Annotated in this window: 21 protein-coding genes; 7 read left to right on the forward strand and 14 right to left on the reverse strand. The window is 66.1% G+C overall.

Translation table 11 applies throughout. The features are described from left to right. Nucleotide 1: 1 nt before the first annotated feature. The 3 genes from sufB to NO878_RS06525 form a co-directional block, all read right to left on the reverse strand. Entirely contained in the window at nucleotides 2-1,432 is a 1,431-nt protein-coding gene (sufB, locus tag NO878_RS06515; RefSeq protein ID WP_256405151.1) for a Fe-S cluster assembly protein SufB, read from the reverse strand. 26 nt (nucleotides 1,433-1,458) lie between these two features. After that, nucleotides 1,459-2,376 (reverse strand): ABC transporter ATP-binding protein, encoded by a 918-nt coding sequence (locus tag NO878_RS06520; RefSeq protein WP_256405152.1) that lies wholly within the window; start codon nucleotides 2,374-2,376, stop codon nucleotides 1,459-1,461. A 103-nt stretch (nucleotides 2,377-2,479) separates the two neighbouring features. Continuing rightward, on the reverse strand, nucleotides 2,480-6,469 hold the full coding sequence (locus NO878_RS06525) for a DNA polymerase domain-containing protein (protein WP_256405153.1): 3,990 nt from the start codon (nucleotides 6,467-6,469) through the stop codon (nucleotides 2,480-2,482). A 107-nt stretch (nucleotides 6,470-6,576) separates the two neighbouring features. Here NO878_RS06525 and NO878_RS06530 point away from each other — a divergent pair, with 107 nt between their 5' ends. From NO878_RS06530 to NO878_RS06540, 3 genes are read left to right on the forward strand one after another with little or no spacing between them, the layout of a single operon-like run. Continuing rightward, nucleotides 6,577-6,756 carry a DUF7331 family protein gene (locus NO878_RS06530; RefSeq protein WP_256405474.1) on the forward strand — a complete coding sequence of 60 codons (180 nt, stop codon included), beginning with the start codon at nucleotides 6,577-6,579 and terminating at the stop codon, nucleotides 6,754-6,756. A 45-nt stretch (nucleotides 6,757-6,801) separates the two neighbouring features. Further along, entirely contained in the window at nucleotides 6,802-7,179 is a 378-nt protein-coding gene (locus tag NO878_RS06535; RefSeq protein ID WP_256405154.1) for a DUF7322 domain-containing protein, read from the forward strand. A 25-nt stretch (nucleotides 7,180-7,204) separates the two neighbouring features. Next, nucleotides 7,205-7,633 carry a DUF7346 family protein gene (locus tag NO878_RS06540; protein ID WP_256405155.1) on the forward strand — a complete coding sequence of 143 codons (429 nt, stop codon included), beginning with the start codon at nucleotides 7,205-7,207 and terminating at the stop codon, nucleotides 7,631-7,633. A gap of 26 nt (nucleotides 7,634-7,659) precedes the next feature. Here NO878_RS06540 and rad50 read toward each other — a convergent pair whose 3' ends face one another. Genes rad50 through NO878_RS06560 form a run of 4 tightly spaced genes read right to left on the reverse strand, consistent with a single transcriptional unit; the run spans nucleotide 7,660 to nucleotide 12,156 of the window. After that, the gene (rad50, locus tag NO878_RS06545; RefSeq protein ID WP_256405156.1) at nucleotides 7,660-10,326 is read right to left on the reverse strand and encodes a DNA double-strand break repair ATPase Rad50; all 2,667 of its coding nucleotides are present in this window, start codon (nucleotides 10,324-10,326) and stop codon (nucleotides 7,660-7,662) included. Then, entirely contained in the window at nucleotides 10,323-11,561 is a 1,239-nt protein-coding gene (gene mre11, locus NO878_RS06550) for a DNA double-strand break repair protein Mre11 (RefSeq protein ID WP_256405157.1), read from the reverse strand. The genes rad50 and mre11 overlap by 4 nt, the downstream gene beginning before the upstream one ends. Further along, entirely contained in the window at nucleotides 11,558-11,869 is a 312-nt protein-coding gene (locus NO878_RS06555) for a DUF7966 family protein (RefSeq protein ID WP_256405158.1), read from the reverse strand. Before NO878_RS06555 ends, mre11 begins: the two co-directional genes overlap by 4 nt. Nucleotides 11,870-11,895: 26 nt before the next feature. Beyond that, complete coding sequence (locus NO878_RS06560) at nucleotides 11,896-12,156, reverse strand: MarR family transcriptional regulator (protein WP_256405159.1); 261 nt, start codon at nucleotides 12,154-12,156, stop codon at nucleotides 11,896-11,898. A gap of 162 nt (nucleotides 12,157-12,318) precedes the next feature. Between NO878_RS06560 and pan1 the strand changes: the two genes are divergently transcribed. Next, nucleotides 12,319-13,533 (forward strand): proteasome-activating nucleotidase Pan1, encoded by a 1,215-nt coding sequence (gene pan1, locus NO878_RS06565; RefSeq protein ID WP_256405160.1) that lies wholly within the window; start codon nucleotides 12,319-12,321, stop codon nucleotides 13,531-13,533. Between the two features lie 68 nt (nucleotides 13,534-13,601). Continuing rightward, on the forward strand, nucleotides 13,602-14,039 hold the full coding sequence (locus NO878_RS06570; RefSeq protein WP_256405161.1) for a DUF5796 family protein: 438 nt from the start codon (nucleotides 13,602-13,604) through the stop codon (nucleotides 14,037-14,039). Here NO878_RS06570 and NO878_RS06575 read toward each other — a convergent pair whose 3' ends face one another. From NO878_RS06575 to NO878_RS06585, 3 genes are all read right to left on the reverse strand, one after another. After that, nucleotides 14,040-14,180 (reverse strand): DUF7128 family protein, encoded by a 141-nt coding sequence (locus NO878_RS06575; protein WP_256405162.1) that lies wholly within the window; start codon nucleotides 14,178-14,180, stop codon nucleotides 14,040-14,042. 65 nt (nucleotides 14,181-14,245) lie between these two features. After that, complete coding sequence (locus NO878_RS06580; RefSeq protein ID WP_256405163.1) at nucleotides 14,246-14,584, reverse strand: DUF8153 family protein; 339 nt, start codon at nucleotides 14,582-14,584, stop codon at nucleotides 14,246-14,248. Between the two features lie 63 nt (nucleotides 14,585-14,647). Then, nucleotides 14,648-15,970: an adenylosuccinate synthase gene (locus NO878_RS06585; protein ID WP_256405164.1), complete on the reverse strand. Its 1,323-nt coding sequence runs from the start codon at nucleotides 15,968-15,970 to the stop codon at nucleotides 14,648-14,650. A 211-nt stretch (nucleotides 15,971-16,181) separates the two neighbouring features. On the opposite strand from NO878_RS06585, the gene NO878_RS06590 reads away from it, so the two are divergent. Further along, entirely contained in the window at nucleotides 16,182-16,487 is a 306-nt protein-coding gene (locus NO878_RS06590) for a hypothetical protein (RefSeq protein WP_157689350.1), read from the forward strand. Here the strand turns inward: NO878_RS06590 and NO878_RS06595 are convergent. From NO878_RS06595 to NO878_RS06610, 4 genes are all read right to left on the reverse strand, one after another. Continuing rightward, nucleotides 16,484-18,544, reverse strand: coding sequence for a DUF7527 domain-containing protein (locus NO878_RS06595; protein WP_256405165.1), 2,061 nt, complete (start codon nucleotides 18,542-18,544; stop codon nucleotides 16,484-16,486). The genes NO878_RS06590 and NO878_RS06595 overlap by 4 nt on opposite strands. A gap of 73 nt (nucleotides 18,545-18,617) precedes the next feature. Then, nucleotides 18,618-18,842 carry a CDGSH iron-sulfur domain-containing protein gene (locus NO878_RS06600; protein ID WP_256405166.1) on the reverse strand — a complete coding sequence of 75 codons (225 nt, stop codon included), beginning with the start codon at nucleotides 18,840-18,842 and terminating at the stop codon, nucleotides 18,618-18,620. 61 nt (nucleotides 18,843-18,903) lie between these two features. After that, the gene (locus tag NO878_RS06605) at nucleotides 18,904-19,131 is read right to left on the reverse strand and encodes a DUF7385 family protein (protein ID WP_305882570.1); all 228 of its coding nucleotides are present in this window, start codon (nucleotides 19,129-19,131) and stop codon (nucleotides 18,904-18,906) included. Nucleotides 19,132-19,181: 50 nt separating this feature from the next. After that, on the reverse strand, nucleotides 19,182-20,036 hold the full coding sequence (locus tag NO878_RS06610; protein ID WP_256405167.1) for a cytochrome c oxidase subunit 3: 855 nt from the start codon (nucleotides 20,034-20,036) through the stop codon (nucleotides 19,182-19,184). Nucleotides 20,037-20,141: 105 nt separating this feature from the next. Between NO878_RS06610 and NO878_RS06615 the strand changes: the two genes are divergently transcribed. Further along, entirely contained in the window at nucleotides 20,142-21,554 is a 1,413-nt protein-coding gene (locus NO878_RS06615; RefSeq protein ID WP_256405168.1) for a hypothetical protein, read from the forward strand.

The following is a 21,554-nucleotide window of genomic DNA, read 5'->3' on the forward strand; positions in this document are numbered from 1 at the left end:
ATTATCCGAGGCTCCCCTCCATCTCGAGTTCGACGAGACGGTTGAGTTCGACCGCGTACTCGATGGGCAGTTCCTCCGTGATCGGTTCGATGAAGCCGGAGACGATCATCTGCTTGGCGTCGTCGTCGTCGAGGCCACGGCTCTGGAGGTAGAACACGTCCTCGTCACCGATCTTGCCGACTGTCGCCTCGTGGGCCACGTCCACCGCCGACTCGTTGATCTCCATGTACGGCATGGTGTCGCTGGTGGACTCGTTGTCGAACATCAGCGCGTCACACTCGACACTGGTCGAGGAGTTTGCCGCGCCGTCGGCGATGTGGACCAAGCCGCGGTAGTTCGTGCGGCCGCCGTCCTTGCTGATCGACTTGGACTCGATAGTCGATTTCGTGTCCGGCGCGTTGTGGTAGACCTTCGCGCCGGTGTCGATGTCCTGACCCTCGCCCGCGAAGGCGATGGTGATGTGATTGTCGGAGGCGCCACGACCCTTGAGCACCGTCGAGGGGTACAGCATCGTCGCCTTCGACCCCATCGATCCGGAAATCCACTCCATCCGGCCGTCGCCTTCGACGAGCGCACGCTTCGTGTTCAGGTTGTAGGTGTTTTTCGACCAGTTCTGTACCGTGGAGTACTGGACGTGTGCGTCATCGCCGACGAACACCTCGACGCCACCGGAGTGGAGGTTGAACGCGGAGTATTTGGGCGCCGAACAGCCCTCGATGTAGTGGACCTCCGAACTCTCCTCGGCGATGATGAGCGTGTGCTCGAACTGGCCCATCCCCTCGGAGTTCATCCGGAAGTACGCCTGCACCGGCATCTCGACTGTGGTGTCCTCGGGGACGTAGACGAACGACCCGCCAGACCAGATGGCGCCGTGGAGCGCCGCGAACTTGTTGTCGCTCGGCGGCACGCACTTCGTCATGAAGTGCTCGCGAACCAGGTCCTCGTGTTCCTGGATCGCTTCGTCCATGTTACAGAAGATGACGCCTTTCTCCTCCCACTGTTCTTGCATGTTCTGATAGACGACCTCCGACTCGTACTGAGCGCCGACGCCCGAGAGGGCGTTTTTCTCGGCCTCGGGGATGCCCAGTTTGTCGAAGGTGTCTTTGATGTCGTCGGGCAGGTCCGTCCAGTCGTCGACGCTCTCCCGCGTCTCGACGTCTGGACGAATGTACGGGACGATCTCGTCGACATCGACCTCGGAGAGGTCCGGCTGGCCCGGCCATTCGGTCGGCATGGGCATCTCCTGGAAGTGTTCCAGGGCCCGGAGCCGGCGTTTCAGCATCCACTCGGGTTCACCCTTGTCCTCCGAGATGACGCGGATCGTCTCCTCGGTCAGGCCTTTCTCGGCCTGGAAGGAGGAGCGCTCCTCCTTCTTGAATTCGAAGCGAGCCTCGGTGTCGGTCTCTTTGAGATGATCTTGATCTGAACTCATGGTATTGTGTTGTGGGTGTAGCCGTATTACGCTGTCCCGTAAACCTGCTCGCGGACCCAGTCGTAGCCCTCGTCCTCAAGCTTCCGGGCCAGGTCCGCACCGCCGCTCTCGGCAATCTCGCCGTCGATCATCACGTGGACGTGATCCGGCTCGACGTAATCGAGGATGCGCTGGTAGTGTGTGATCTGGAGGATGCCGGTGCCCTGTTCGTCACGGAGGGCGTTGATCCCCTCGGAGACGTCCTGTAGCCGGTCGATGTCCAGTCCCGAGTCGATTTCGTCGAGCACTGCGACCGACGGCTCGAGGATCGCCGCCTGAAGCACCTCGTTCTGTTTCTTCTCGCCGCCGGAGAACCCGGCGTTGAGGTAGCGCTGTGCGAACTTCTCGTCCATGTCCAGCAGGTCCATCTTCTCTTTCAGGAGCTGCTGGAACTCGGCGACACCGATCTCGCCGTCGTCGGCCTCGCCTTCCATCGGCGAAGTGTCGTAGCCGGCGTCGTCCTCTTCTTCGGCCGCCTCCTCCTCATCGTCCTCGAAGAGTTCCTCGCGCTCCTCGTGTTTGGCGTTGAGCGCCTGTCGGAGGAAGTTCGTCATCGTCACGCCTTCGATCTCCGCCGGATACTGGAATCCGAGGAAGATGCCGAGCGCGGCGCGTTCGTTGGGCTCGAGATCGAGCAGGTCCCACTCTCGCTTTTCAGCGGGTACCTCCTCGTCGATGTCGGCGAGGTCCGCGTCGTCGAGGACGAGAGTGATCTCGCCGTCGGTGACCTCGTAGGCCGGATGGCCGGCGATTACCTTCGCCGTCGTCGACTTGCCAGATCCGTTCGGTCCCATCAGGGCGTGAATCTCGCCCGACTCGACCGTGAGATCGACGCCACGAAGGATACTCTCGCCGCCCTCTTCTGCGACTTTTGCGTGAAGGTTGTTGATCTGTAGTGTAGCCATGTCCCTGCCGATGACTAGGGTGTAACACGCATAATGCTTACGCATTCTCCCCCTTCGAGTTTCGACAACAGCAACTATTGTTTCGAGATATAGAAATCAGCTTTCAGAACTGGCCGAGACCGGTCTGTCGCTGCCCACTTTTCACCTCGTCCCACGAGAGACCGAGCGCCTCGATGATCCGGGCGATGGGACCTTTGAGCGTCTTTTCCAGCATCTTGTCCCAGTCGATTTCGAAGGCATCGGGGATCTGGTCGGCGTACTCGAAGCAGATCACGTCCGGGTCGCGCTTGAACTCGCCGTAGAGGGCGTCGGTCTGCGGGTCGAACCCCTCCGTCGCCTCCAGCTGCCGGAAGAACTCGGGATGGACCTTCTTCAGGTAGAGGCGCTTTGGCTTGCTGCCGCGCTGGAAGTTGGTGCCGAGCAGGTGGTTGGCGTACTTCGCCCCTCGGACCTGTGCGGTGTCGGTGTCGTAGGCGGTCAGGCGCTTGCCGATACCGCCCGGGATTCCCACGTCGTCGAGGTCGACGTTCCCGGCCTCGAAGTCCTCGATGACGTCGTGGACGTACTCCTCGACGTCGTCGACGTCCTCACCCGTGACGATCATCTCGATGACGCGCCGCTGGACCTTCTTCGTGATCGGGGCGATGTCCGAGCGCTTGTACTCGAAGCCCGTAATGTCGATGTCGTCGACGTGTTTGCCCTCCTTCCAGACGATGTGGCCGGCGTAGCGTTTCTTCTTGCCGGCCTGGAAGAACCGGCGGTAGAGTTTCTCGAATTCGATCTGGAAGCGGTGTTCGTGGGCGTTGAGTTCCTCGCGGGCGAACGCGTCGTAGGACTCGTTGATGCTCTCTTCGAGTTCGTAGCCCGTCTCGATGGCGCCGGCGATTCGGCGGAGGTCCGCGTCGCTCGCCTCCGGGTGGGCCTCACGGACCGCGTCGGGAACCTCGTCGGCCGTCGTCTCCTCACCCAACTCCAGCATCACGCTGTCGGTGTCGCCGTAGGCCACCTCGTACCCCACGTCGTTGGCCGCGGTCTGGGTGTGTTCGATGACGTCCCGGCCGGTGGCGGTCACCGCCGCGCCCATCTCCCGGTCGTAGAGGCGGAAGCGATCCCATCCCAGAACGCCGTACAGCGACTGCCCGACGAACTGGAATGTCCCGTTACGGCCCGCGAGGAGCGTGTGGTTGTCCGCGACGGTGACACAGTACGCGCCGTCGTCCGCGGTGTTTTGGCCACCGGAACGATGCATCCGGAAACTGTTCTTGCCGTCTTCGGTGCAGTAGATGCGCCACGAGCCACTGTCCCGATTGTAGTTGGCCGTCAGTCCAAGGTGAGCACAGAGTCGAAGCACGTCGTCGCGTAGTTGGTCGCTCGAGGTAGAGTAGCGCCAACTTCCAGTCTGTCGATCACCGTCGCCCGCGATCAGCGTGTCGAGGAATCGCTTCTTCTGTTCGCGGCTAGCCTCGAATACGAAGTCGGGAATCCGCTTCTCGAAGCTGTTCTCGCCACACGTCTCCTCAAGCCAGCGACCGAGCAGGCGCGAAGTGAACTGATAGCACCGGTCGTCGACGTAGTAATCGACGCCGAGTCGATCCAACAGATCACCGATGGCGACGTGGTCGCCACCCTCGCCGCCATCGGTACTCGCTTCCTGGGCAAGTTGAATCATCGTGGCCGAGCCACGGAAGTTCTCACCGAACTGCTTGTCCTCGGACGTGTACACCGAACCTTCCGTGATGTACCACGCGAGCAGATCGAGGAAGTCGTCGCCGTCGTAGAAGCGCGGAATCCACTTCCGGCCCCGTTCGGCGTGGACGTAGAACTCGGAGCAGTGTTCGTCGAGGTAGTCACGGTGTGTCTCGAACTCGGTCGCCGAAAAGACATAGCCCGTCCCGTCGGAACCCTGCTTCTGCATCTTGTCCGGGTAGTAGCCGACTTCGTCGGCCAAGCTGTGGCCGTGAACGTCGTTGTTCGCCCACACCTCGTAGTCGTCACCGAGGAGTTCGGTCAGGTCGACCGTCTCCAACGACTCACCTTCGGGTCCGTCCCAGTCGTATGGGAGTTCGTAATGTGACGCCTCGTTCAGGTCGCCGGCCTCGACGAACCGGAACTCGTCCCACGAGACGCCGTTGGTGTCGTTCTTCCGGACGAGCATCCGGTGGTTGGGCGTGACGCTGAAGTCGATCTTGCTCGTCTGGATGTCGACGAGGTCACCACGGTAGTCCGGATACGCGTGGGTGTCGGTCACCGGCTTCACCTCCAGACACATCGTGTCGGGGTCGAGCGAGTACACCTCGTCGCCGACGTCGAGGTCCCGGATGTTTCGGACACCCTCGGGCGTCAGCACGTCGGTATCGGACGTGAAGCAGTTCATGATGACCTTGACTGCCTGTTGCTGTCGGTCGTACTGCTCGTAGGCCTGACTGTCGGGGTCGTGGTCGTTTCGCTCGGCTTTCTTCTGTTCGCGTTCGTCGAGCAGTTCGTCGACCATCTCCCGGATGACGCCGTCGGGTTCCTTCCGGAAGTGGGTGCCATTCGGCGCGTGGTAGGTGTTGCCCTCGTAGTCCTCGGGGTCGACCTTCGTCTCCGGCGACGCGTTGATCGTCACCATGCACATCGGATAGAGCGACTTCAGGTCGAGAACGCTGACGTTCTCTTTGATCCCCGTGATCGGGTCGAACACCGCGCCGCCCTCGTAATCCTCGGCGTCGGCCCGCCCCTTCGAGGGGAGCGCGAAGTCGCCGTGGACCTTGTGCAGGACGTAGACGTCGACGGCGTCGCCGGGTGTCGGGGCGTCCTCCAACTTGCAGCCGACGAACGTCCGCACCTCGTCCCAGAAGGAGATAATGTCGCGCTTGCGGTCGAGTTCCACGCAGAGTTCCACGTCGCGGAGATTGTACTCCAGCAAGCGCTCGGGGTCGTCCTCCCAGAGGTCGCCGATGTCGCCCGCGTAGCGTTCCTTGCCTGCGCCGAGTTCCATCTCGCCGACGGCGTCCAGCCGGTAGGACTCCAGTTCGGTGAACTGGGTCCGCTTGTAGGCATAGAGCAGGTCGAAGACGGCCCGTCCCTTGATCGTGGGACCGCCCCAGTCGCTCCGCCAGACCTCACCGATCCGCGAGAGGCGGTCGGGGTTCAGATTCCGGTCCACGTCCGGTCGCTTGCCTACCGTCTCTAGGCGGTCGATGAGATATGGTGCGTCGAAGTCCTCGAAGTTCCACCCCGTGAGCACGTCTGGGTCCGTCTCCTCGATGTAGGTGAGGAAGGCATCGAGCATCGCCGCCTCGGATTCGAAGGCCCGAATCTCGGCGTGCAGGTCGTCCGCCAGCCCGTCGTAGTCGTCGAAGGACGCCGGACCCGTCTCCGATCCGTCCGGTGCCTCGTACAGCCACGCGATATACTCGTCACGGCGGGAGTCGTGGCTCGTGAGACAGACGACCGGCTCCTCGCCGTCCTCCGGGAAGCCGGAGCGGTCGTCCACCTCGATGTCGAAGGTGTTCACCCGCAGATCCGTCGGAACGTCGACGGGGGCGAGTTCGTCGTGTGGGACCTGAATCGCCCCGCTCTCCAGTCGGCGGGCGGGCACGCGGACGCCGCTCCCGATGTCCTTGTCGATCAGCAACCGGTTGGGAAAGAGAATGTCCGCCTCGTAGTGGTCGAACTCGTCGCGGATCGCCCCCACGTCGCGGGGTGTCCGCGTACAGATCTTCGTCAGGTCCTCGCCGCGGATGCTCTCGTAGCCCGTCTCGGTGCGCGTGATCACGTCCCGATCCAGGTCGCCGTCGTCGAGGCTCGCCGTCGGCGCGTAGAAGTACGGCTCGAACCCGAGGACGCGGACGTGTTCGGGGTCGCCGTCCGGCGTCCGGCCGAACACGTGCACCACGGGATACTCGTCGGCACCCTGGCCCTCGATTGTGTAGTCGACCTGGGTGACCGCAAGATCGACCGCCCCGTCGGGGTCCGGAAACTTCAGGTCCGCGGCGTCGACGACTTCGGTGACCGACTGGCCGACGTCGCCGGCGACAGCCATCGCCTCCGCCTCCGGCCGATCGGCGTCATCGGTCCCCCAAGCCCCTGTAAGCTCCGCCTGTTCCATGCCGCTCACTTCGGGACTTCCCGGTAAAAACCCAGCCACTCCGGAGCGGAAACTCTGCCACGACGGAAAGACCTATACCATGTGATTGCTTACCAAGCGGCGTGACGATGTCCGACCACGTCGACGCAGGCCGGTGGGACAGTGCGGCCGAACGCCGTCCGGATCCCGACGGGATCGATACCGTCGAGGCGTACGAAATCGAGGACGGGACAGTGCTCTACGACGCGGAAAACCCGCTCGCGTGGGTAGAATCGTCGACAGCCGTCCCGCTCAACGAACTCGCCTGATCAGACAAACGAACCCTTTTGTCGCCACGTTCGCTCTCTGAGAGCGTGCCGTCCGATCCGTGGGACGACGACGACGCGTGGGACGACGACGCCGAGAAGGCACCCGCCGAGAAGCGCGCGTCGAATCTCGGTCCCGACCCGCCGACTGCGCCGGCCGCGCCGACGCCGGATATCGATCCGAGCGACGTCGACCCCGAGGTCCAGGGGCTGTTCTGGCGGAGCGTCCTCATGGCCAACGTGGCGGTGTTCTGTCTCGCCTTCGGTCCCATGCTCATTGGCTTTCGGGGGCAGTGGCGAACCGGTCTCGGCCTCGTCCTGGTCGGGGCCGTCGCCGGACTGCGCGTCTATCACCTGTATCGGACCTTCCAGCGGCGAAGCGACGCTGACAGCTCGGACACCGGGACCGACGAACACAACCCCTAACCCCGGTGGTCGCCTCGTACGAACCATGCGAAGCGTCCGCGACGACGAGGGCAACGAATATCTGCTCGTAAAGCGGTCGGCCGAGTCGAGTCTCGTCCGCGATCCGGCGACCGGGACGGAGCGCTACCTCCCCAACGCCGACCTGCACGCCGCGGGCGAGACCGACCCCCTCCGGACCGCCGCCGAGGCGGTGCCCGCGCCGGTCCGACGCGTCCTCACCGCGGCGCCGAACGACCAAGCACTCGGTCTACTCGTCGAATTCGTGGACCGCGGCCCCCTCACGGTCCGGACGCTCCTCGACGCCTACGACCTCTGTGAGAGCGACCTCCACGGCCTGCTCGCGGAGTTCCGGGCGGCGGGGCTGATCGCCGAGGAACGCGTCGCCGGCGAGCGTGGCTACGGGGCGACCGAGACGACCCGCGAGGCGGTGCGAGCACTCCGCGGGACGGACTGACGATTAAGACGGGACACTAGTCCGTCTCACTCCCCGAGGACGGCCGCCGGTTGCGACCGCGACACCGTCGAGCGGTTGGTCCGGGGGTCCTTCTCGACGCGGACGAGGTCGTCGGCCGCACCGACGAGTTCCTCGTCGTGGCTGACGATCACGATCTGGGCCACGCCCATCCCGCGCATCTCCTCGACAAGGTCGACCAGCCGCGAGACGTGTCCCGCATCGAGGAAGACGGTGGGTTCATCCAGGATGAGCGGCGGCATCGGCGCCGCGCCGTCGATGCCCTCCGCCAGTAGTCGGTAGATGGCACAGCGCAGGCTGAGGTTGAACAGTGCCCGCTCGCCGCCCGACAGTTGGGCGGGATCGAGTTCGCTCCCGTCCTTCTGGACGACCGAGAGTTCGTAATCGCCGTCGAGACGCAGGTGTGCGTAGGCGTCGTTGCCGTAGACGAGGTCGAAGGTCTCGTTCAGGAGTCGTTCGAGCGTCTCGACGTTTCGCTGGCGGAGTTCCGCCCGCAGGTCGCCGTACATGGCCTCCAGTCGCTCGGCCTCCGCGTGGAGGTCGTCTAGCGCCGCCACCCGCTCGGCGAGGGCGTCACGCTCCGCTCGGAGCGCCTCCAGCGCGTCGAGTTCGGTTCGCACCCCGCCGATGTTCGTCTGCAGGTCGTCGCGTCGCTCCGCCAGTTGACCGAGTTCCTCGTCGACCTCCGCGAGATACGACTCGGCGTGTTCCTTGTTCTCCCGGGCTGCCTCGATGGCCGCCTCGTCGACCGCCTCGCGCAACTCGTCGCGACGTTCTCGCTTCTCGACCATCCGTTCCCGGCGCTCGTCGTTTGTCTCTTCGATCCGCGTGGCCTCGCTACGCAGGCGCTCAATCTCGTCCTCGTGGTCGGCGATGCGGTCGAGTCGGGAGGCCACAGCGTCGACAGCCGCCCGCGTCTCGGCGACGGCTGCCAGTTCGGTACGGGCCTCTTCGACGCGCTCCTCGGCCTCGGCGGCCTCCTCGCGTTTCTCGGTCGCCACCTCTCGGGTCTCGGACGCCTGCGTCCGCAGGTCGGCCGCTTCGGACGCGTGCTCGTCGGCCGCCTCGCGTCGCTCCGCTGCCGCCTCGCGTTTCTCGGCCGCACGGTCGGCGAGGCGTTCGCGCTTCTCGGCAATCTCGTCGAGTCGCGTCTCCGCCTCGGTGAGGTCCGAAAGCGCCTCGATCCGGTCGTCCAACTCCGCGACCCGCTCGCGGGCGGTCGCCAGTTCGTCGTCCAACGTCGCGACACGCTCGCGGTCCGCGTCGATCCGGTCGGCGTGGGGTGACTCCTCGACCGGCTGTCCACACTCGGGGCATTTGCCGGCCGCCAGCAGTTCCTCCGCCTCGGCGACCCGTTCTGCGGTCGCCTCGCGTTTGGCTTCGAGTTCGGCGATCCGCTCCCGAACCTCGCCGCGCCGGTCGCGAAGCGCCGACCGGCGGTCGGCCGCCTCACCCTCGTCGACTGGCGCGTCCGTGAACCGCGCGCGAAGGTCGGCCGCCTCGTCGTCCAGTTGCTCGATGTTCGCCTCGTGGTCCGCTGCCGCCTCTGTGGCCGCGTCCGCCGCCTCACGGTGCTCCGTGGCCCGCTCCTCGGCGCGGTCGGCTCGGTCGGCCAGGTCGTCGGCCTTCTCCGCGAGGTTCGTCGCCTGATTTCGCAACCCCGTCGCCGCCGCGTTCGCCTCGCTTTTGGCCTCGCGGATCGACGTCTCACGCTCGTCGAGTTCGTCCCGCCGCTGTTCGACCGCGTCCGCCGTCGCCTCGTCCAGCCCCGCGGCGTCGAGGTGCTCCTCAACCTCGGCTTCGAGGTCGGCGATCCGTTCGCGTGCCTCGCGGATCGACTCCCGAATCGACTCGCGTTCGTCCTCGGCCGCCGTGATCGCCGCTTCGAGGTCCGCGATGTCCCCCTCGACGGCGTCGAGTCGCTCCTGCTTTTCCTCGTGTTCTTCGAGGACCGCGGTCGCCTCGCTTTTCGTCTGTTCGGCCTTCTCGCGCTGGCGCTCGTAATGTTCGATCCGCTCGGTCACGTCGGCGAGTTCGCCCTCTAGGTCGTCGAGGCGAGCGTGGAGGTTCCGGGCTTCCTTCTGTTCGATCTGTGATTCTACCTTCTCGAGTTCGCCTCGCTTGCCCGAACGGACGTCCTCGACGCCCAAACGGGCGGTCGCGGCGCGCTCGCGGTACTCCTCTAGCCGCCCCAGTTGCAGGAGGTCGTCGATGACGTCCCGCCGCTGGTCCGGGGAGGCGTTGATGAGTTGGTTCACCTCGCCCTGTCGGACGTACGCGCAGTTGACGAACGCCTCGGCGTCCATGCGGAGCAGGTCGGCGACGAAGCCGCGAACGTCGCGTGCGCCCTCGACGGTCACGTCGGGACCGTCCAAGGTACAGTCCGCGGTCGAAGTTCGGTCGCCGGACTGTCGGAGTCGGCGATGGACGTGATAGGCGGCGTCGTCGTGGGTGAACCACAGGTCGATCTCCGCGTCCGTCTCGCCGTTTCGCACCACCTCGTCGAGGGTTCCCTCCAGGGCCTTCGACCCGTAGAGCGCGAAGAAACACGCCTCCAGCAGCGAGGACTTCCCGCTCCCGTTGAGACCGTGGATCACCGTCACGCCGTCCCGGAGGTCGAGGTCGGCGTCGGCGTAGGGACGAAAGTTTCGCAGGCGGACCCGGTCGAATCTCATCGGAAGTCCTCCATGGAAACCTGATCGTCGGGCGTGTTCTCGGCGTCGGGGGCTTCCGCCCCGTCGTCGCCACCCTCGCTCGCGTTCTCGCCGTCGGGAAGTGCGCCCTCGTCGACGGCGTCCGCGACGAGCGAGGCGACACGGTCGCGGACGTTCGAGTCCGGGAGCCCGCCGTCACGAACCGTCTCGTCGAGGCGGCGGGCGGTCGTCGAGAGGTCCATCTCGCGGACGCGCTCTCGGACGGCGGCGTCGGGGTCCCCGAACTCCACGTCGGTGTCGGCCGCGTCGGCGTCGCCGCCGACGGCGCGGTGGTCGGTGACCCGAGCGAGGAGGGCGCCCCCCGCCAGTGCCGCCTCCTCGACCGCGGCGGGGGTGACGGGGTCGCCCTCGCCGGTGATCGACACCACGACGACGGCGTCGGTCAGGTCGTGTTGGCGTACCTGCTCGCGGACCCGGTCGACCCCCTCGCCGGGGGCGAGTTCGACGTCGACGAAGACGAACGGGCGGGTATCGAGCGAGCGCCGGCGGATGTCGACGACGGCGTCGCCCCCTGCATCGGCCCCGAACTCGACGAGGTTGTAACCGCGGGCGTCGCGTTCGTCGGCGCTGGCCCGCTCGGTCGATCCGCAGTAGGTCACCCACGTCCCGTCGACGCGCGCGGTGTCGGCGACGTGATTGTCGCCGAGCAACACGGCGTCGAAGTCGGTCGTCGCCTCGTCGAGGAGCGTCTCGGTGTCCCAGTCGGCGTGTGGGAACGGAGTGAACAGCCCGTGAGCCACCAGCGCGGCCGCGTCGGCGTCGTGTGGCGCGAAGTCGTAGTCGAGTTCGTCGCGTCGGGACCGGGGGACGTGATCGAGGCCGTAAAACGCCGTGTCGCCGACGACGGTCGGCTCGGAGCCCAGACGAGTCGCCAACCCGAGATCCGAGAAGAGATCGAGCCACTGGCTTCCGCGGGTTGCCTCGTGGTTGCCGACGACGGCGAGGAAGGGTACGTCGGCGGCCGCGAGGCGGCGGAGCGCGGAGAGGACGCCGAGGAGGTCGGGGAGGTCGGGCCGGCGGTCGTGAAAGAGGTCGCCGGCGTGGAGCACGGCGTCGACGTTGCCGTCCCCTGACTGTGGGTCGACGGCGTCGTCGATCACCGCCTCGAAGGCGTCGAGGAAGTCCTGCCGGCGTTCCGGCGAGTGGTACTGGCGGTAACCGACGTGGGTGTCGCCGGTGTGGATCACCCGTGTCATCGCTCCGGAGGTTGATCGTCGGCACTCAAAACCGTTCCGTGACCGGAGTGAAAGTGTTCCGCCGCGGCCGTCCGACAGCGGTCGATGGCCGCGAGCGTCCGCCGCCCCCGGCGAGCGGTCACGGTGTCCCCGTCCCGTTCCGCGGCCGCGACCGCCCGACGGAGCCGTTCGGGTCCGTCGTCGTCGACGAACGCCGCGAGGGTGCGCACGTCCTCGAGTGCCTCCGTGGCCTCGTCGACCGTCGCCGTCGGGGCGGCGGACTCGTCGGTCGCCAGCGAACGAAGCGCATCGCGAATCTCCTCGGTCACGGGCGGCGGTTGGCGCCCACTCGGCCTTAAACCTTCAGCGAGTAGAGGCGCTTTCGCGCGTCGGAAAAGGAGAACCGCGACTCGACGACGTCCGCGTCCTCGAGTCGCGTGAGTGCGTAGCGAACCGTCCGCGGTGGGAGAAGCGTCTCCTCGGCCAGTTGACTCTGACTCAGCGTCTCGTTGTAATCCAGCACCTTCGCGACGAGTTTCGCACTCGGCGGCAGATCGCGGACGTCCGCCCACCGATCCGACTCCGCGTCACGGGTGACTGCCTCGGTCGTACTCATCTTGATTCACATTGTGGCATACAGGGTGATAATATTTGTTATCAAGAGTAATTTCTGCGAGTAATATACCGAGGCCGAAGAGAGCGGTCGTTTCGGTGTCGAGTCACGGCGAAGCCCGCACGCACCCGAAGTCTCTTATGAGTCAGTGCCTTAAATGAGGTGATGACCGACACTGTGGACGATGTCGACCTCCCGTACGAGGAGGAGGCGGCGTCGCAGCAGGAAAAAATAGCGGCCCTCCGCGAGCGCCTCGACGTATTGGAGGGTCAAAACGAGGAGATGCGCGACAAGCTGCTGGACGCGAACGCCGAGAACAACAAGTACCAGCAGAAACTGGAGCGACTGACCCACGAGAACAAGAAGCTCAAGCAGTCGCCGCTGTTCGTCGCGACGGTACAGGAACTGACCGACGAGGGCATCATCATCAAACAGCACGGCAACAATCAGGAAGCCTTGACCGAGGTCACCGACGAGATGCGGTCGGATCTGGAACCCGACTCGCGGGTCGCGGTGAACAACTCGCTGTCCGTCGTCAAGCGCCTCGACAAGGAGACCGACGTTCGGGCCCGCGTGATGCAGGTCGATCACAGCCCGGACGTGACCTACGAGGACATCGGCGGCCTCGAAAAACAGATGCAGGAGGTCCGCGAGACGGTCGAGATGCCGCTCGACCGCCCCGAGATGTTCCAGCAGGTGGGCATCGAGCCTCCGTCGGGTGTGCTCCTCCACGGGCCGCCGGGCACCGGGAAGACGATGCTCGCCAAGGCCGTCGCCAACCAGACCGACGCGACCTTCATCAAGATGGCGGGGTCGGAACTCGTCCACAAGTTCATCGGCGAGGGGGCGAAACTCGTCCGCGACCTCTTCGAGGTGGCCCGCGAGAACGAACCCGCGGTACTCTTCATCGACGAGATCGACGCCATCGCCTCGAAGCGGACGGACTCGAAGACCTCCGGCGACGCCGAGGTCCAGCGGACGATGATGCAGTTGCTCTCCGAGATGGACGGCTTCGAGGAGCGCGGCGACATCCGCATCATCGCGGCGACCAACCGCTTCGACATGCTCGATCCCGCGATCCTGCGTCCCGGCCGGTTCGACCGCCTCATCGAGGTGCCGAAGCCCGACGACGCGGGCCGCGAGATCATCTTCAAGATCCACACCCGCGACATGAACGTCGCCGCCGACGTCGACTTCGCGGAACTCGCGGAGATGGCGGCCGACGCCTCCGGGGCCGACATCAAGGCGGTCTGTACCGAGGCCGGTATGTTCGCCATCCGCGACGACCGCACCGAGATCTACATGGACGACTTCGTGTCCGCGTGGGAGAAGATCAGCGCCGAGACGACCGACGAGAGCGTTTCGCGGGCGTTCGCCTGATCGCGGCGACGGCCACCACGGCGCGGACGTGACGCGACGTTTTTGCCCGGGCACCCGTTACGAACAGTATGACCATTCGCACCGACGTCGCTCCGAGCACCTTGCCCGTGACCCTCGAAGAGGGGGGCGTCGAAGTGGAGTATCTCGACGGACGGACGGCGTTCTATCGCGGCGTCCCCGAGAAGGTCCCGGAGACGCTCTCGGCAGCGCCGGGGAAGGCGGTCCACGTCCTCGTGACTGATCCCGACGGGGCGGAAGGTGTGTTGATGTACGTCAACGACCGCAAGACCCACGAGGATATCCTCGAATCGACCGGCGTCGGCCGGATCGTCCTCGACGGTGGAGAGACAGAAGAGCTGTTCCCGGGCGTGACCGTCGGCACACCCGACGGGATGCGATGTCGGGTCCAGGCCGACCCGTCGGTGGCGCGTGGGCGGGTGTTCGTCTTCGTCGAGGACGACTGGGGCGAGGAGTCCTACGAACTGGTCGCGGAGTCGGACGCGTAGCTACTGGAGATAGGAGGGGTCGGCGCTGTCGCTGTCGCAGTTGTCCTCGTGCTGTCGGGCGTCCTCCCGGTCGTCGAACAACATGCCACAGGTCTCGCACTCGTACCACGTCATACCGTCCCGCTCGGTCGTGGTTACCATACGTACACGTGCGCGAGGTGGCGATAAAATCGTTGCCCCGACGAACCGTGTCGCGACGCCCGCTCTCACTGGTCAAGCGTCGATACGTCGGCGATGGTGACAGCCATGCCGAACAGCATGAGGCCGAATCCGACCGCCCCGACCGGGACAGAGACTCGAAACAGCGACGACATGGCGAACGCGCCGACGCCGCCGCCGATTGCCCCGAGCTTTCGTGACGGATCGGGTTGGCGGCTCAAGGAAACCCACGTTTGCCAGTGAGCGAGTACGAGTGCGGTCGTGGGACCGTAGACGATAGGCACCGAGAGGAGGGTAAGACCGGTCGAATCGGCGGTGACCGCGGTGAGGGCGGCGATCCCGACGGCGACGGCGGTGGCGACGAGGTAGCGGAGGGAACGGCGCATGGAACCGACTCGCCGCGAGGGGTAAAAGGACTCTCGCACCGTCGCCGGCCGTGCAACGCCCCGTTATGCGAACGGATCGACGAGTTCGACGGTGTCCGCGCGGTCCGGGCCGACGCCGACAGCGTAGATGGGGGCGCCGACCTCGTCGCTCAGATACTCCAGGTACGTGCGAGCGTTCGCCGGGAGCGCATCGTAGCCGTCCTCGGCGACGGTGGACCAGTCGACCTCCGGCCACGGGTCGAACTCCTTCAGAATGGGGTCACACTCCGCCCAGCGTTCGGTCGTCGCTGGCATCGTCTCCAGTCGCTCGCCGTCGAGGTCGTAGGCGTGGCCGACCTTCACCTCGTCCAGACCGGCCAACACGTCCAGGTGGTTGACGGCGATGCCGGTGAACCCGCTCGCCCGGGCCGCGTGACGGAGCATCGGCACGTCGAGCCAACCGATGCGGCGCGGGCGGCCGGTGACGGTGCCGAACTCGCCGCCTTTCTCGCGGATGTAGTCTGCGAGGTCCTCGTCGTCGCCGTCGAGTTCCGTCGGGAGCGGCCCGGTCCCGACACGCGAGAGGTAGGCCTTCACGATGCCGACTACCTCGCCGCGGCCAATGACCGTCGGGCCGACGCCCGACCCCGTCGACGCCCCGCCAGCCGTCGGGTTCGAGGACGTAACGTACGGGTAGATACCGTGGTCGATGTCGATAGAAGTCCCCTGTGCGCCCTCGAACAGCAGTTCCGCACCGTCGTCGAGTTTCCGTCCGAGGAAGTCACCGGCGTTCACCGTCATGTCCTCCTCGGCGAGTCGGCGGCCGACGGCGGCGTACTCCTCGTGGAGGGCGTCGATGTCGAACTCCTCGCCGGCCTTCAGGCCGAACACCTCCTCCACGACCGCGCGCTTTTGCGGGACGACGTACTCCAGTCGGTCCCGGAGCACGTCGGAGTCGAGTAGGTCGCCGACGCGGATGCCCCGGCGGCCGACCTTGTCCTCGTAGGTGGGGCCGATGCCGCGACCCGTGGTGCCGGCTTCGAGGTCGTCGTCGCTTTTCGCCTCCTCCTCGATGCCGTCGAGAACGCGGTGGTACGGCATGATGACGTGGGCACGGCGTGCGACCCGGACGTCGGGGTCGAGTCCCCGCTCTCGGAGGGCGTCGATCTCGTCGAACAGCGTGCGCGGGTTAACGACACAGCCGTTGCCGAGGATGCCGGTCTTGTCGCGGACGGCGCCACTCGGCACCAGCGACAGCTTGTACTCCTCGCCATCCTCGACGACGGTGTGGCCGGCATTGTCCCCGCCCTGGTACCGGACCACGATGTCGGCGTTCCCACCCCACAGGTCGACGAGGGCACCCTTGCCCTCGTCTCCGAGCTGGGACCCGACGATGGTGACAGTCATGTCCGTCCGGAGATTTCAGCCCCCTCGCTAAACCGATTACGATACGCTCACGCCGGGCGACACGAGTCGAGGTGAGCGGAACCGACACCGGGAACGGCGGCCGCGACCCGAAGCGTTAACTACTCTCACCGCGCACCTCTTAGCATTCAGTTCCGAGACGTCGGGTCTCACAGCAACTTTTAAAACCCGCAACGACGAGTTAACAAGTGTCATGATAGACAGGCTCGAGAAAGAAGTCGACATGCTCGAACGCCATCTTCAGGTGTTGAAGATGGTCATCGGCAACGAACCTATCGGTATCGTGAAGATGTCCAACGAGACGGGCTACCCGCATCACAAGGTCCGGTACTCCCTGCGAGTCCTCGAAGAGGAGAACCTCATCGAGCCATCGAGCCAGGGAGCGATCACCACCGAGGACACCGCGGACTTCGTCGACGAACTCGACGAGAAGATCGACTCCATCGTCGACAAGCTCGACTCGATGAAAATCGAGGAGACCGCCGAGATCCAGAGTTAAAGCTCCGGAACAGTCAAAAAGAACTCGTCGTCTCGTGCCTCGACCAGACACAGGTGGAATCCGGCCTTCCGCGAAATCTTCACGTAACTCCGCCGTGAACTCCGGCTGAAGAGGCCACCGCGGGTGGCGTCGACTGCGGTCTTCATCGCCTCCGAATCGAAGAAACTCGCCGACACGAAGAAGGCCGCCGCGAGCGTCCCAACCCGTTCGCTCACGCGACTCGCACCGTCGATCAGTTCCTCGACTACCGGCGCCGCGGTCGGATCGCGGCCCTCGTCGAACGCGGCGACGAACAGCGGGTCGCCCATCTTGTCCCGGAAGATCACGTCGAACGACTCGGACACCGACTCCGGCCGGTTTTCGGCCGTCACGTCCACGGTCCCGTCGAGGTCGATGCGGTCGATGCGCTCGACTGCCTCGTACAGTTTCGAGAGCGCCGGCCGCGTGTCGGTCTGCCTGATCTCGTAGGTCAGCGCGGTCAACAGCCACTCCGCGAACCGGTATTCGGTCGTCTCACGGAGGAAGGCCTCAAACGGCCGGCCGTCGACGGACAGCCCACCCGTCTCGAACTCCGTGTGGTGGGCGAGCCGCAGGTTATCACGAAGCGTCGACTCGTCGATACGGCCCTGTGCGGCGCGTTCGAGCGTCCCCGCGGTCTTGTCCTCGTACCGGACGAACAGGTTCGTTCCTGCGAGCGCCTCTGCGGGCGCGAGACTCCGCGACGCAGCCGGGGGGTCGTCGCTCTCCAGACGCTCGATCTCCGCCTCTAATTCGGCTACCCGTTCCTCCAGACGCTCGGCGGCGGCACGATGCTCGTCGCGCTCGGTCGCGATCCGGTCGCGTTCGGCCTCGACCTCCGATTTCGCCTTGCGAACGGTGTCGAGTTCCCGACGCAACCGCGCGGCCTCGTTGTCGGTCACCGGTTCGGCCGCCGACGCCGCGTCGTCGACCTCGTCGGCCGGCGTGGACTCGACGCCGTCGGCCGCTCCGGTGGCCGCCATCCGATCACTCGTGTTCCCGTCGTCCGACTCCGTGTCGTCCGCCGGATCGGCTCCGGACTCTTCGACGGGGTCGACCGCCACATCCTCCGTGGTCACCGTCCCCGCGTCCGCCGCCGTCACCGTTCCGTCCGCGTCGACTCCGCCGGACTCCGGGTCGTCCGTCGTCGCGGAGGCTTCGGTCGCCGTGTCGCCGGTCGTCGTCTCGGTGGGTGTGTCGGCATCGTCGTCCGCGTCGTCGCCATCCGTGTCGGCGTCGTCTGCGACCACCTCGGGAGTCACCCAGTCGGGGGCTATCGCGTCAGCGTCGTCTCCGGCGCTGTCGTCCGTCGGCGTCCGGTCGGTCGACGCGGCGGCGAACGCCTCGTCCGTGGCGTCGTCGTCCGTGCCGTCGCCGGTGTCGACGTCGTCAAATGCGGCGTCGGCCCGATCCGTCTCGGGGTCTGGGTCTGTGGTCGCGGTGTCGGGACCTGCCCCGGTGACGGGGGATGCCCCGCTCTCGTCTCCGCCACGTGGATCCGGTTTCGGCAACTCGACGACGTCGATATCGGCATCGACGACGGAGTAGATGCCCACCTCGTCGGCCGCGCGTTCGAACGCCTCGTCGCCGGTCAGGAGGCGCCGACTGTTGCCCACGTAGGCGACCGGGAGTGACCGGCCGCCGTAGTAGACGACGTAGTAATCGCCCGAGAGGACGTTCTCCGAGAGTTCGACGTAGCCGACGAAGTTCCCCGAGGAGAGCGTGCCGTCGATTTCGGTCAGCGGCGTCTCGTTGGAGTAGTACTGACCGCGAGTCTGACCCCCGCCGGCCCGCATCGCGTAGAGGAGCGGCAGAGAGCTGTCGGGCGCCGTGTAGGCCGTCAGCGACGCGTCCTCGAAGTCGTCGATGTCGCCGTCGAACACCCCCAGATACCGGCCGTTGAGGACGAACGTCCACGCGGCACCGTCGGTGACGGCGCCCGAGAACTCCGCGTCAGCGAGGTCGTACAGCCCGACGACGCCGTCGGAGACGGGGTGGTCTCCCCACTCGGTCACCGCGTCTAGAATCTCGCTGTCCATTACCGGATATGCCTCCGAGCGATGCAAATACCTTCCGGCAACCGACGGCGGCGACGCCGTGTTTCCGGCGACACTACTCCTCGCGGAACTCGACAGCGACGCGACGGCGTTCCCCGTCGACGTACTTGTAGCGCTCGTCCGGGTCCTCTTCCTCGGTCCGGCGGTGGGAGCCGTCACAGAAGGGGTACTCCTCGCTCAGGCCACAGAGGCAGACCGCCACGTCCCCCTTCTCCGCGTCGATGTCCGCCGGCGTGATGATCTTCGGTCCCGTCGCGGTGTGGGTCACTTCCCGTGCCATACCACGCGGTCGGGTGGCCGTCACCTTAACCGCGGTGCCGGGAGTGGCGCCGTCGCCGCGGTCAGTGCTTGTGCGTGAACAGCAGCGGACTGCCCTCGTGGACCGTGACACAGATGTCGAGCGGTTCGATCTGTTCGAGGCTGGTTTCGTCGTTCTTACACACCACGAGGTCGTCGAACGGCTCCTCACACACCGGACACGCCACGGAGACGGTGTTCTGGTAGAGCTTGATTTCGTCGTTCTCTTCCCGGGGCGTGAGTGACGACACGAGCTGCTCGAAGTCCTCCATAGCAATAGCTGTCGTGTGTGGCTACATAAATTTACGCCGGCGGACGCCGATCAGGCGCCGAGCGAGCCGCCGAGATACAGCACGACGACGAGGAAAATCCAGACCACGTCGACGAAGTGCCAGTACATCGAGACGGTGCTGATCGACACGTGCCGCTCGGCGGAGTACTGTCCGGCGAGCGCACGAATCGTGACGACGGCGAGAAGGACGCCACCGAGCGAGACGTGGAGGCCGTGAAGGCCGGTCAGCCCGTAGAAGGCCGACCCGAACAGCCCGGAGGTGACGGTGAACTGCGTGTGGACGATGAACTCGTAATACTCGTACACCTGCCCGCCGATGAAGACCAGTCCGAGGACGAGCGTCGACAGGAGTCCGAGCACGAACTTCCGGCGGCTGTCGTTACGGATGGCGACGTGGGCCCAGTGGAGCGTGAGACTCGACGCCACTAGGATCGCCGTGTTGATGATGACGAGCGAGCCGGTCAGGTGCGGGAGTTCGCCCGGTGGCCACGTCCCCGCACGGATGAAGAAGTAATACGTGAACACCGCCCCGAAGGTGGCGAGTTCGGACCCGAGGAAGGCGATCATCCCCCAGCGAAGCGCCGACGCGGTCTTCTCGTCGGCGTCGCTCGACCAGAACTCGGTGACGAAGGCGTGATACACCCAGCCGTACAGGCCAAAGAGGAAGGCGCCGACGCTCGCCGCGGTGGCGAGCGGGGCGATCATGGGGTCGATGGTCGAGTCGGAGCCGCCCGAGACGATAAACAGGGCCGCACCGAGGTAGATTCCCCCTGCGCCAAGGGCGGTGATGAAGGGCCACCAACTCGCCTCGCCGAACCCCCGGGGCCAGTCCTCGACCGCCGGGAGGTGATGTCCATGGTCGTCTCCGCCGTGATCCGTGCTCATACCCCCCGTTGCGATTCAACTACCAAAAATCCTCCCAACCGGAGACGGCGCGTGGCCCGCTCCGTTCCGGAAGCTACTCGGGAGGGACACCCTAACCGTCGACTCATGGTCCCGGAATTGCGTCGGGATAGGTGTCGGTGGCAGGGCCTGCCGACCGCTGTCGTCGCTCTCGGCGTCACCTGGTGGCTTTCGACCGCCGTCGGCCGCGTCGCCGCCCACAGCGGAAGCCTTCGCGGCGCGACACGCGACCCAGTCGCCGTCCCCACCTGGCTGTTCCTGCTGACCGGCGGCGGCGTCGTCGGCGTCTCCTTTCTGCTCGCCAGTTTCGTCACCGACCGCCGCCTGGTCGCGGCTATCCACGACTGGGCTCGGCCGCTCCCGGCCCCGGGGCGGATCGGTCGCGGACTCGCCAGCGCCCTCGGTGTCGTCGTCCTCGCCGTCACGCTCGGCGTCGGAGTCGCCGAGGACGCGACAGGCGTCCGCAACCTCGCGGTGCTCGTCGTCTGGGTCGCCTGGTGGGGCGGCTACGTCGCCTCGACGTATCTCCTCGGCAACTCCTGGCCGGCGCTGAATCCCTTCCGGACGGTGGCAGAGCGGCTCCCCACCCTCGACCGACCGTATCCCGAGCGCCTCGGTGCGTGGCCGAGCGTCGCCGGACTTCTCCTCCTGATATGGGTCGAGGTGACCGCCCCGCTGGCGGACGACGCGCAACTCCTCGCGACGGTCCTCGCGGGATACACCGCGGTGACGCTCGTCGGATCGGTCGTCTTCGGCCCGGATCGCTGGTTCGGCTCCGTCGACCCGCTCGCCCGGGCGTTCCGGCTCTACGGCCGCCTCGCGCCGCTCGGCGTCACCGACGGGCGCCTCCGGGTTCGACTTCCCGGGAGTGAGCTTCCCGACACCCGACTCGACGACGCCGGCGACGTGGCCTTCGTCGTCACTCTCCTGTTTGTCACCACCTACGACGGCTTCGTCGCCACCGGCCCCTGGGCGGCTGGCGTCCGCGCCGTCGCCGACGCCGGCGTCCCGCCCCTTGCCGTCTACTTCGGGGCGTACCTCGTCGGCGCCGGGCTGTTCTACCTCGCCTATCGGGCGGCGGCACGGGCCGGACGGGTCGGCGCCGAAACCTACCTCTCGGCTGGAGCGCTAGCGCGGCGCTTCGCTCCGTCTTTGCTCCCCATCGCTGCCGGCTACCACCTCGCACACAACCTCGGGTCGGTGCTCGTGCTCGCGCCGACGTTCGTCACCGTCGCCGCCGCGCCACTCTCGCCGCCGCCGTCGCCGCCACAACTCGCCGGCCTCCCCGGCTGGTTCGGCGGCCTCGAGTTTGCCTTCGTCCTCCTTGGCCACCTGCTCGCCGTCTGGGTCGCCCACGCAACCGCCTACGAACTGTTCCCCTCGCGGCTGCAGGCCGTCCGCAGTCAGTACGGGGTGACCGCCGTCATGGTCTGTTACACCATGCTCAGCCTCTGGATCGTCGCCGAACCGTACGTCGCACCACCGTTTATCGCCTCGTGA

This window comes from Haloplanus ruber, assembly GCF_024494725.1.
Lineage (GTDB): Archaea > Halobacteriota > Halobacteria > Halobacteriales > Haloferacaceae > Haloplanus > Haloplanus ruber.

Coding starts and splice junctions, on each gene's coding strand:
- NO878_RS06525 (WP_256405153.1), bottom strand. CDS start 6,469: ATGGAACAGGCGGAGCTTACAGGGGCTTGGGGGACCGATGACGCCGAT.
- NO878_RS06520 (WP_256405152.1), bottom strand. CDS start 2,376: ATGGCTACACTACAGATCAACAACCTTCACGCAAAAGTCGCAGAAGAG.
- sufB (WP_256405151.1), bottom strand. CDS start 1,432: ATGAGTTCAGATCAAGATCATCTCAAAGAGACCGACACCGAGGCTCGC.
- NO878_RS06595 (WP_256405165.1), bottom strand. CDS start 18,544: ATGGACAGCGAGATTCTAGACGCGGTGACCGAGTGGGGAGACCACCCC.
- NO878_RS06610 (WP_256405167.1), bottom strand. CDS start 20,036: ATGAGCACGGATCACGGCGGAGACGACCATGGACATCACCTCCCGGCG.
- NO878_RS06575 (WP_256405162.1), bottom strand. CDS start 14,180: ATGGTAACCACGACCGAGCGGGACGGTATGACGTGGTACGAGTGCGAG.
- NO878_RS06580 (WP_256405163.1), bottom strand. CDS start 14,584: ATGCGCCGTTCCCTCCGCTACCTCGTCGCCACCGCCGTCGCCGTCGGG.
- NO878_RS06615 (WP_256405168.1), top strand. CDS start 20,142: ATGGTCCCGGAATTGCGTCGGGATAGGTGTCGGTGGCAGGGCCTGCCG.
- NO878_RS06585 (WP_256405164.1), bottom strand. CDS start 15,970: ATGACTGTCACCATCGTCGGGTCCCAGCTCGGAGACGAGGGCAAGGGT.
- NO878_RS06560 (WP_256405159.1), bottom strand. CDS start 12,156: ATGAGTACGACCGAGGCAGTCACCCGTGACGCGGAGTCGGATCGGTGG.
- pan1 (WP_256405160.1), top strand. CDS start 12,319: ATGACCGACACTGTGGACGATGTCGACCTCCCGTACGAGGAGGAGGCG.
- rad50 (WP_256405156.1), bottom strand. CDS start 10,326: ATGAGATTCGACCGGGTCCGCCTGCGAAACTTTCGTCCCTACGCCGAC.
- NO878_RS06600 (WP_256405166.1), bottom strand. CDS start 18,842: ATGGCACGGGAAGTGACCCACACCGCGACGGGACCGAAGATCATCACG.
- NO878_RS06530 (WP_256405474.1), top strand. CDS start 6,577: ATGTCCGACCACGTCGACGCAGGCCGGTGGGACAGTGCGGCCGAACGC.
- NO878_RS06605 (WP_305882570.1), bottom strand. CDS start 19,131: ATGGAGGACTTCGAGCAGCTCGTGTCGTCACTCACGCCCCGGGAAGAG.
- mre11 (WP_256405157.1), bottom strand. CDS start 11,561: ATGACACGGGTGATCCACACCGGCGACACCCACGTCGGTTACCGCCAG.
- NO878_RS06540 (WP_256405155.1), top strand. CDS start 7,205: ATGCGAAGCGTCCGCGACGACGAGGGCAACGAATATCTGCTCGTAAAG.
- NO878_RS06590 (WP_157689350.1), top strand. CDS start 16,182: ATGATAGACAGGCTCGAGAAAGAAGTCGACATGCTCGAACGCCATCTT.
- NO878_RS06570 (WP_256405161.1), top strand. CDS start 13,602: ATGACCATTCGCACCGACGTCGCTCCGAGCACCTTGCCCGTGACCCTC.